Annotated in this window: 3 protein-coding genes; all 3 read left to right on the top strand. The window is 74.8% G+C overall.

The genetic code is table 11. The annotated features are described in order from the left end of the window. The first annotated feature begins 181 nt into the window (after positions 1-181). The 3 genes from OG286_RS37325 to OG286_RS37315 are packed head-to-tail and all read left to right on the top strand — an operon-like array spanning position 182 to position 10957. Positions 182-1963, top strand: a complete 1782-nt coding sequence (locus tag OG286_RS37325; protein WP_331742624.1) for a carbamoyltransferase C-terminal domain-containing protein — start codon at positions 182-184, stop codon at positions 1961-1963. Next, positions 1953-4625 (top strand): condensation domain-containing protein, encoded by a 2673-nt coding sequence (locus OG286_RS37320; protein WP_331741420.1) that lies wholly within the window; start codon positions 1953-1955, stop codon positions 4623-4625. The genes OG286_RS37325 and OG286_RS37320 overlap by 11 nt, the downstream gene beginning before the upstream one ends. Positions 4626-4630: 5 nt before the next feature. After that, on the top strand, positions 4631-10957 hold the full coding sequence (locus tag OG286_RS37315) for an amino acid adenylation domain-containing protein (protein WP_331741417.1): 6327 nt from the start codon (positions 4631-4633) through the stop codon (positions 10955-10957). Positions 10958-11005: the final 48 nt, after the last annotated feature.

The raw sequence follows: 11005 nt of genomic DNA, 5'->3' as shown, positions 1-11005 counted from the left end.
TCACATTAGGAGCGGCGCCGCGCACGGGTCAACGTTTTACCGCTCGTCCTTTCGGCCAGAATCCCGGCCGTACCGAAGTACAGGTCAGGTCCCGACCTGCGGGCGGCGACGCACGGGGCTTTCCCGGCCTAGCGTGAGGGCCGAACAATTTCGCGTGGCATCGACGGTGAGGTTGGGAACTATGCGCGTCCTCGGCTACAGCGGGCTGAACGGCGGCCTGGAATTCAAGCGGGAGGCTTTCCCCGGGCTCGACACCCGGCTGCACAGGTTCGCCCAGGGCTACGACTCGGCGGCGGCCCTGGTGATCGACGGCGAGGTGGTGGCCGCCGCCGCGGAGGAGCGGTTCACGGGGGAGAAGACCACCGGGTCGTTCCCCGTCAACGCGATCGAGTTCTGCCTGGCGCAGGCCGGTCTGGAGCCCGATGACATCGACGTCCTGGCGCACGGCTTCGCCTACGGGGAGCCGGCCGGCAGCTTCGAGAGCCCCTACTCCTCGGCCAGGTTCCGCGAGGTGTACTCGACGGAGTCGCAGCTCGCGCTGGCCGAGAAGCTCCTGCCCGGCCGGCCCTGGGGCGACCGCTTCCGGCCCGTCCCGCACCACCTGGCCCACGCCGCCAGCACCTTCTACCCCAGTGGGTTCGAGGAGTCGCTGATCGTGGTGAGCGACGGGATGGGCGAGGCGGAGAGCCTCACCGTCGCGGTCGGCAGGGGCGCGGAGATCGAGGTGCTCCAGACCATCCCGGCGATGCACTCGGTCGGGATTCTCTACAGCCTGGTCACCCACCACCTCGGCTTCGTCCCCTTCATGGACGAGTACAAGGTGATGGGCCTCGCGCCCTACGGCGACCCGCAGCGCTACTACGACCGCTTCGCCGCCATGGTGCGGCTGCGGGAGGACGGCACGTACACCGTCCCCGTGCTGGCCCGCGACCGCACGGCCTTCGAGCACGAGACCCACGAGGGCGTCCTGCGCGAGCTGGCGGCCGTGCTCGGCCCCGCCCGGCTCCCGGGGCAGCCCTCGACCCAGGACCACGCCGACATCGCCGCGGGCCTGCAGGCGATCACCGAGCAGGCGATGCTGCACGTCCTGCGCGCGGCCCGCGAGCGCACCGGCCTGAGCCGGCTCTGCCTGGCCGGCGGTGTCGCGCTGAACTGCACGCTCAACGGCCTCGTGTCGCGCAGCCGTCTGTTCGACGACATCTTCGTCCAGCCGGCCTCCAGCGACGACGGCACCGCGATCGGCGCGGCGCTCGCGACAGACGCCGCCGCGTCCTCCCGGGCCGGCCGGATGTCCATGCCGTACTGGGGGCCCGGGTTCTCGGACGAGGAGCTGGCGGCGGCGGTCGGCGAGCCGGAGGGCTGCACCGTCGAGGAGTTCGCCACCGACGCCGACCTCGTCGAGCGCGTCTCGGAGCTCCTGGCCGACGGCTGCATCACCGCATGGGTCCAGGGCCGGATGGAGTTCGGCCCCCGCGCGCTCGGCAACCGCAGCATCATCGCCGACCCCCGGACCGAGGCCATGCGCGACCGCCTGAACGAGGTGGTCAAGGAGCGCGAGAGCTTCCGGCCGTTCGCGCCGGTGGTCCGCGTCCAGGACGCCACCGAGTACTTCGAGATCGCCCCCGGCACCGAAAGCCGGTACGCCCACATGCTGTTCGTGACGCAGACCCGCGCCGAGCACCGCGAGAACCTCGGCGCGGTGACCCACGTCGACGGCAGCGCCCGCGTCCAGGTGCTCCACCCCGAGAGCAACCCGCGGTTCTTCGAGCTGATCGGCGCCTTCGGCCGCCGCACCGGCACCCCGGTGGTGCTGAACACCTCCTTCAACCTGCGCGGCCAGCCGGTCATCGCGACCCCGCAGGAGGCCCTGCGCACCTTCCTGCGCTCGAAGCTGGACGCCCTCGTCCTCGGCCGCACCCTCATCGTCAAGGACGCCAAGGAGTCGATCGCCGATGTCGGCTAGCCTCATCCAGCCCCGGCAGCCGGCCGCCCACGCGACCCTGCCGCCCGACCGGCCGCGGCCGCCGGTGCCGCAGTTCCGGCGCGCGTCGGTGAGCGTCGACGGCGCCGCCTTCGCCGAGTGCCTCGCGGAGGTCTCGGCCCGGTACGGGGTCGAGGCGCAGACGGTGGCGGTCGCCGCAGTCGCCGCCGCCCTGGCCGCCCGCCATCGCCGCGGCCGCACCGCGCTCGCGGTCGGCACGCTCCTCGGGCCGGCCCGACTCCTCGACGTCGAGGTCGACCTGGGCGGCCGGGCCGCCGCGACGGTGACCCTCGGCCGGCTGGACGCCGAGCTCGAAACCGGACTCGAACCCGAAGCCGGGCAGGAGTCCGCCGGACGCTCCGGCGTCGCGGTGCTGTTCGGGCGCCCGGCCGAGGAGTGGCGGCGCATCGAACCCCAGCTCGCCGACCGGGACCTGGTGCTCAGCCTCGACCCGGACCGCAAGGAGGCCGGCTGCGAGTTCGACAGCGACCTCTATGACCCTGCCGGTGTGACGGCCTTCTGCGAGGACGTCCGGCAGGTGCTGGCCGTGCTCCGGGACTCGCCGGACCTGCCCGTGCTCGACGTCGAGGAGAGCGCGGGCCCGGACGCGGCGGAGGCCGCCCCGGCGACGCCCGGCCTCCCCGAACTGACCGCCACCGAGGACCTCCTGGCGGGCGTCTGGGCCGAGGTGCTGGACGTCTCCCCCGCCGAGATCGGCGCCGGCTCCGACTTCTTCGCCCTGGGCGGGCACTCTCTGCTGGCCGCCCGGGTCGCCATGCGGGTGGGCACCGTCTTCAGCGTCGAGGTCACCGTGGAGGACCTCTTCCACCACCCTGTGCTGTCCGCGCTCGCCGACTGGGTCGACCGGGCCTCGCCCGCGACGGTGCGGCCGATCCCGACGGCACCGACCGGCGGCGCCCACCCTCTCAGCTCCGCGCAGACCGGGATCTGGCTCGCCGAACAGCTCAACCCGGGCGCGGCGCAGTACAACTTCCCGCTGTACTGGCGGCTGCGCGGCACGGTGGACCCGGAGGCGCTGCGGCGGGCCCTGGACGAGCTGGTGCGGCGTCACGAGGCGCTGCGGCTGCGGATCACGGAGTCGGACGGCGGCCCCGTCCAGACCGTCGCCCCGGTCTCGGCGGCCCCCTTCGAGACCGTCGAGCTGCCCGGACCCGACGAGGCGGCCCTCGCGGCGCTGGTCGAGCACACCGTCAACGCGCCCTTCGACCTGGCCGGGAACGCGCTGCGCGCGGTGCTCGTGCGCCTCGCCGACGACGACTGGGCCTTCGTCCTCGTCGTCCACCACATCGTGTGCGACCAGTGGTCGCTGGCCCATCTCGTCGACGAGCTCGGCTCGCTGTACGCCGGCGGGGGGACCTCGCCGGACGACGGGCCGCGCACCGGATACCTGGACTACGCGGCCTGGCACCGGGACGTGCTGGCCGAGCGGCTGCCCGCGCTGCAGGACCACTGGCGGGAGAGCGTCGTCGGCGCCCCCGAGGTGGACCTGACGGCACTGCACCTCTCCGACGCCGGCCCCGGCCTGCGCAGCGGCTGCCACCGCTTCGAGATACCCGCCGGGCTGCTCGGCGAGGTCGAGGCCCTCGGCCGGCGCAGCGGCACGACCCCTTTCATGGTGCTCTACGCCGGGTTCCTCGGGCTGCTCCACCGCTACTCGGGCCAGCACGACCTCACCGTCGGCACCTCCGTGGCCGGCCGCAGCCACCCGCAACTCGAAGCGCTGGTCGGCTCGTTCGTCAACCTCGTGCAGCTGCGCACCGGGCTGGCCGACGGACTCCCGTTCCGTGAGCTCCTGGACCGCGCCCGGACCACCGTCATCGACGCCTACGTGCACCAGGACTACCCGCTGGAGACCGCCCTGCGGGAGCGGCGGGTCCACGGCGCCCAGGGCTCGCCGCTGACCTCGGTCATCTTCGAGCTGCTGAACGTCGACCCGGTGCGGCTCACGCTCCCGGGCGCCGCGGCCGAGGAGGTGCCCGTCCGGGTCCGCTCGGCGAAGTTCGGGCTGATGGTGACGCTGGAGTCCACCACGTCGGGGACCATCGGCAACGTCGAGTACCGGGCCGACCGCTACGACGCCGCGCGCATCGCCCGGTTCGTCGAGCACTATCTGTCGCTCCTCGCGGCCGTGGTGCGGGATCCGGAGCTGCGGGCCGACCAGTGGCTGCCCGCCGGGGAGCCGGTCGCGCCGGACCAGGCCGCCGGGGAGCCGGTCGCGCCGGACCAGACCGCCGCGGACCCCGGGGCCGTTCCCCAGCAGGAGCAGGCGGCCGCCGAACCGGCCCCGGCCTCCAGCCGGCGCGCCGCCCTCGAAACCGTCCTGGCCGACATCTGGGCCGACGAGCTCGGCGTGGACGCCGTCGGCGCCGACCAGGACTTCTTCGCGCTCGGCGGCTACTCGCTGACCGCGACGCGGATCGTGGCGCGGGTGCGGCGCGAGCTGTCCGTCACGGTGCCGCTGCGCGTCCTGCTCGTCGACGGGACGGTCGCCGCGCTGGCGGCGTACATCGAAGCGCACGAGCCCGATCTCCCGGGCCTGCACAGGACCGTCCGGGTCATCCGGCTGGCGCGGGCGGACGTGCACCGGCAGCGGCAGCGGCAGACCGCCGATCAGGAAAGTTGAGCGTCATGACCCACTCGCTACCCGTCTCGCCGACGCAGCGGAGCATCTGGCTGGCCGAGCAGGTCAACCCGGGGCAGCCGGTCTACAACGTGCCGGTCGCGCTCCACCTGCGGGGCGAGCTGTCCCCGAACGGGCTGCGGGACGCCGTCGAGGCGCTCGTCCGCCGCCACCCCGCGCTGCGGACGAGGTTCGCGTCCGTCGCCGGCCTCCCCCGCCGGACCGTCCTCGACCACACCGACATCCCCGTCCGCGAGCTCCGGCTGCCCGACGAGGCGGCGGCCCGGCAAGCGATGGCCGAGGAGATCGCGCGTCCGTTCGCCGTCGCCACCGACGCCCTCCTGCGGGTGTCCGTCATCCGGTACGCCGAGGACGAGTGCTTCCTGCTGCTGGTGTCCCACCACCTCGTGAGCGACGGCTGGTCGGTGAACGTCCTGCTGGAGGAGCTCGCCGCCCACTACCGGGCCGGTGCGGACCCCGCGCCCGTGCCCGACGAGGTGCCGCCGGCGCCCGGGCTCCCGCCGGTGGACGCCGCCACGGCCGAGGAGAACCTCGCCTTCTGGGAGCGGACGCTGCGCGACGCCCCCGCGGCGACGGAGCTGCTCGGCTCCGGACGCCGGGCAACGGCCCGCACCAACCGGGGCACGACGTCCCGGTTCACCCTGCCGGACTCCCTCTCCGCCGCCGTCCGCACGTTCAGCCGGACCCACCGGGCGAGCCCCGCGATGACGCTCCTCGCCGGGTTCGCCGCGTTGCTCACCCGCTACTCCGGGCAGCAGGACCTCGTCATCGGGACGTCGCTGGCAGGCCGGGACGATCCGCGGACGGACCGGCTGGTGGACTGCCTGGTCAAGGTGGTCCCGCTGCGGATCACCGCCGACCCGGGCACCGACTTCGCCGGGCTGCTCGGCACCGCCCGGGACGCGTTCATCGACGCCCTGGAGCACCAGGACGTCGCCCTGGAGGACCTCGCCCGGCGGCTGGGCACCGACCGGGACGGCTCGCCGCTGTTCCGGATCCTGTTCGGCTACGCCCGTGGGCACGCGGCACCGCGGATGCCGGGACTGGAGACCGCCCACGTCCCGGTGAACACCGAGTCCGCCAAGTTCGACCTCACCTGGAACGTCAACGACGACGGCGAGCGGATCGAGATCGAGGTCGAGCACCGGACCGAGGTGATCGACGCGGAGCTGGTCGGGCGCCTGGCGGGGCACTGGTGCCGGCTGCTCGGGACTCTCCTGGCCGAGCCGGACGCACCCGTGGCGCGGGCCGGACTGCTGTCGGCCGGGGAGCGGGCGGGGCTCGTCGGGGCGGCACCGGCACCGCGGGTGCGGTCGTCCGCGATGGAGCGGTTCGCCGCGCAGGTGGCGGCGGCCGGTGACCGCGTCGCGGTCACCGACGGCACCGGTGTGCAGCTGACCTACCGCGGGCTCGACGAGCGCTCGGCCCGGCTCGCCGCCCTGCTCGCCGGGGCCGGAGTGGGCCGCGGCGACCGCATCGGACTGTGCCTCGGCCGCACCGCCGACATGGCCGCCGCCGTCCTCGCCGCCTGGCGGCTCGGCGCCGCCTACGTCCCCGTCGACCCCGACAACCCCACGGACCGGATCGCGTACGTCCTCGGCGACGCCCGGGTCCCGCTCGTCCTGGCCGACCCCGACACCGCCGGGAGCGTCCCGGCCGGCCCCTGGCGCACGCTCGTCACCTCCCAGGCGACGGACGCCGTCCACACCGGATCCGTCGGCCCGGAGGCCGGCGAACCCGCCTACGTCATCTACACCTCGGGCTCCACCGGCAGGCCGAAGGGCGTCGAGGTCACCCACGGCAACCTCGCCGCGCTGCTTGACGCCGGCGAGCAGACCGTCGGCCTCCGTGACACCGACGTCTGGTCGCTGTTCCACTCCTTCGCCTTCGACTTCTCGGTCTGGGAGATCTGGGGCGCCCTCGCCCACGGCGGGCGCGTGGTGGTCGTCCCGCGCGACGTGACGCGCGACCCCGCGGCCTTCCTCGACCTGCTGGTCCGCGAGCGCGTCACCGTCCTGAACCAGACGCCCTCCGCGTTCCGCCAGCTCGTGGCCGAGGAGGAACGCCGGCCGCGGGACGAACTGGCCCTGCGCCTGGTCGTGTTCGGCGGTGAGGCGCTCGACCTGGCCTCGGTCCGCACCTGGTGGCGCCGCCACACGCCCGACAGCCCCGTCCTCGTCAACATGTACGGCATCACCGAGACCACCGTCCACGTCACCTGGCAGGTCCTGGACGAGAACCGGACCGGCGCCAGCAGCAGCCCGATCGGCCGGGCCCTTCCCGGCTACCGGGCGCTCGTCCTGGACGGCCACGGCGAGCCGGTGCCGGTCGGCGTGCAGGGCGAACTGTACGTCGGCGGCGACGCCGTGGCCCGGGGCTACCTCGGCCGCCCCGGCCTCACCGCCCAGCGCTTCGTCCCCGACCCGTTCACCGACGTGCCCGGCGCCCGCCTGTACCGCAGCGGCGACCTCGCCCGCTGGACCGCCACCGGCGAACTCGAGTACCTCGGCCGCAACGACGACCAGGTCAAGATCCGCGGCTTCCGCATCGAACTCGGCGAGGTGGCGGCCGCGATCGGCCGGCACCCGTCCGTCCGGGGCGTCACCGTGGTCGTCCGCGAGGACACCCCCGGTGACCGCCGACTCGTCGCCTACGCGGCCTGCCCCGACGGGGCGGACTCCCGCGAGCTGCGCGACTTCGCCGCCGGCCACCTGCCCGCCTACATGGTCCCCGCCGCGATCGTGGCCCTGGACGCGCTGCCGCTGACCCGGAACGGGAAGATCGACCGCGCCGCCCTGCCCGCACCGGAGGTCTCCGGCGACGCCACCGCATACGTGGCGCCGCGTACCCCGGCCGAGGAGATCCTCTCCGGGATCTGGGCCGAGATCCTCCAGGTCGAGAAGGTCGGCACGAACGACGGCTTCTTCGACCTCGGCGGCGACTCCATCCGCGCCGTGCAGGTGGCCGCGGTCGCCCGCGGTCGCGGGCTCGGAATCGCCGTCGCCCAGATCTACGAGCACCGCACCCTCGCCGACCTCGCCGCCGCCGCCGACACGGCCGGCGACCGCGCGCGCACCGAGCCGTTCGAGCTCCTCTCCTCCGCCGACCGGGCCCGGATCGGCGACGGCCCCGAGTCCGAGCTCGACGACGCCTACCCCATGACGGCGCTGCAGGTCGGGATGATCTACCACATGGCGTCCGACCTCCAGGTGCTCCCCTACGTCAACGCCGCGAGCTACCGACTGCCGTACCGGTTCGACGAGGAGGCGTTCCGCCGCTCCGTCCGGGCCGTGGTCGCCCGGCACCCCGTGCTGCGGACCGGATTCGACCTGACGAGCTACGGCGAACCGCTGCAACTCGTCCACCGCCAGGCCGACCCCCCGGTCCTCGTCGAGGACCTGCGGGCGCTGGCGCCGGCGGAGCAGGACCGGGCCGTCGACGAGCTGATGGAGCGGGAGCGCCGCCCGTTCGACCTGGAACGGCCACCGCTGCTGCGCTTCGCCGTCCAGGTGCTCACCGACGACAGCTTCCAGTGGACGCTGGTCGAGCACCACTCCATCCTCGACGGCTGGAGCCTGTGGTCGACGATCACCGAGATCCTCCTGCACTACACCCGGCTGCTGGACGGCGAGGGCCTGGCGCAACTCCCGCCCCCGGCCTCGGCCTACCGCGACTTCGTCGCCCTGGAGCAGCAGGCCTCGGCCTCGCCCGAGGCCCGGCGGTTCTGGTCCGAGACGCTCGCCGGGCACACCCTGCCGGAGCTCCCGGCGCTCGCCGGGCCGGCGCCCCGGCCCGCCGGCCAGGAACTGCGCGGCGACGGCGCCAGCGGCGTGGTCGGCGGGTACGGCTGGCGCGACGCGCACCTCCCGGCCGGCCTGGGCCCGCGGGTCGGGGCGCTCGCCAAGCGCCTCGGCGTGCCGGAGAAGACCGTCCTGCTCGCGGCACACCTCCAGGTGATCGCGGCGCAGACCGGCCTCGACGACGTCTGCTGCGGGGTCACGCTCAACGGCCGGCTGGAGGAGACCGGCGGGACGGAGGCCCGCGGGCTGTTCCTCAACACCGTGCCGTTCCGGCTCGCGGTGGGCGGCGGACGCCGGTCCGACCTGGTCCGCCGGGTCTTCGAGGCGGAGGCCCGGATCCTGCCCCACCGCCGGATGCCGCTGGCCCGGATCCGGCAGCTCGCCGGCGGGCGTGACCTGTTCACGACGAACTTCACGTTCAACAACTTCCACGTCATGCGCGACACCATGGGCGACGGCGCACACGCGGACCTGCTCGGCGGCCTGGGCGAACTGACCGCCAGCCGCCGGGTGGAGCCGGCCGACGTCCCGCTCACCGTCACGTTCTTCCGCAACCCGCTGACGGACGGCCTGCAGCTGTGCATCGACTACGACGCCGGCCTGCTGAGCCCGGCCCAGGTCGACGAGATCGCCGAACAGCACGTCCGGGCCGTCGAGTCGCTGGTCACCGACCCGGAGGGCGAGCTCGGCGACCTGACCGGCGAGCTCACCGGCCCGGCGGGCGAGCTGACCCGCGGGCTGACCCGCGAGCTGACCGGCCCGGCCGCGGCCCCGGCCGGGCCGCGCACCGGAGCCGTCGCGCCGCAGGGCGTCCTGGAGCGGTTCGCGGCGCAGGTGGCGGCGAACGGTGACGGCCTCGCCGTCGCCGACGCGGCGGGCGGCCGGCTGACCTACCGCGGACTCGACGAGCGCGCGGCCCAACTCGCCGCCCTGCTCGCCAGGGCCGGAGCGGGACGCGGCGACCGCGCCGGGCTCTGCCTCGGCCGCACCGCCGACATGGTCGCCGCCGTCCTCGCCGTGTGGCGGCTCGGCGCCGCCTACGTCCCGCTCGACCCCGACTACCCCGCGGACCGGATCGAGTTCGTCCTCAAGGACGCGGACGTCCCGCTCGTCCTCACCGACCCCGGCACCGCCGGCCGCATCCCGGACGGCCCCTGGCGTACCGTCGAGACCACCCGGGCGACGGACGCCGCCCACACCGGGACCGTCCGGCCGGAGGCCGCCGAACCCGCCTACGTCATCTACACCTCGGGCTCCACCGGCACGCCCAAGGGGGTCGAGGTCGAGTGGGGGTCGCTGGACAACCTGGTGGCCGTCACGGACGAGGTCATGGCCCTGCGCCCCGACGACCGGCTCCTCCAGTTCGCGTCGCTGAGCTTCGACGTGTCCGTCGCGGACCTCGTGTCCGCCCTCACCACCGGCGCCACCTTCGTCGTCTCCCCCGGCGGGGCCGACCGCGTCGGCGAGGGGCTGGTCGCGGCGATCCGCGCGCACCGGCCGACCGTCATCTCGATGCCGCCGAGCGTCCTGGCCGGCCTGGAGCCCGGCGACCTGCCCGCGCTGCGCCGGGTCGTCGTCGCCGGCGAGGCGCTGCCGGCGCCGCTGGCCGCGCGCTGGGCCGCGGTGGCCGAGCTGGTCAACGCCTACGGCCCGACCGAGGCCACCGTCTACGCGACCGCCCACCGCTGCGCCGCGGACGGCGATGTCCTGATCGGCCGGGCCGTCCCCGGCGCCGTCGCCCACGTCCTGGACGGGACCGGACGGCCGGTGCCGCCCGGGGCCCGCGGGGAGCTCTGCGTCGGTGGCGCCGGCGTGGCCCGCGGGTACCTGGGACGGCCGGGCCTGACCGCCGAGCGCTTCGTCCCCGACCCGTTCGGCGAGGTGCCCGGGGCACGCCTCTACCGGACCGGCGACGTCGCCCGCTGGACGGCCGCCGGCGCACTCGAGTACCTGGGGCGCACCGACGACCAGGTGAAGATCCGCGGCCTGCGGATCGAGCTCGGCGAGGTCGAGTCGCACCTGCGGGCGCACCCCGGAGTCGCCGCCGGAGCCGCCACCGCGCTCGGCGAGGGTGCGGAGCGCCGGCTGGTGGGGTACGTCGTCCCGGCCGCCTCCGCCCCGGTCTCGGCCGACGAGGTGCGCGCCTGGCTGGGCCGCCGGCTGCCGGCGTACATGGTGCCCTCGGCGGTGGTGGTGCTGGACGCGCTGCCGCTGTCGCCGAGCGGCAAGGTGGACCGCGCCGCGCTGCCCGCGCCCGTCCGCTCCGCTGCCGACCCGGCCGGGCACGTGGCGCCGCGGACCCCACTGGAGGAGACCCTGGCCCGGGTGTGGGCGGAGATCCTCCAGGTGGAGCGCGTCGGCGCGGAGGACGACTTCTTCGACCTCGGCGGCGACTCCATCCGGGCCGTGCAGATCGCCTTCCGGATCAAGCGCGAACTCGGCCTCCCGCTCAAGCCGGTCGACGTCCAGCTCCACCCCACGGTCGCGGAACTCGCGCACCGCCTCTCCGCCTGACGCTCCATCACATTTCCTGCAAGAAACACCACTTGTCATCCCAACCCA

The sequence above is a fragment of the Kitasatospora sp. NBC_00039 genome, from assembly GCF_045160625.1.
Classification (GTDB): Bacteria; Actinomycetota; Actinomycetes; order Streptomycetales; family Streptomycetaceae; genus Kitasatospora.
The sequence above is the reverse complement of the archived record's forward strand: the minus strand, read 5'-3'. Positions and strand labels throughout refer to the sequence as shown.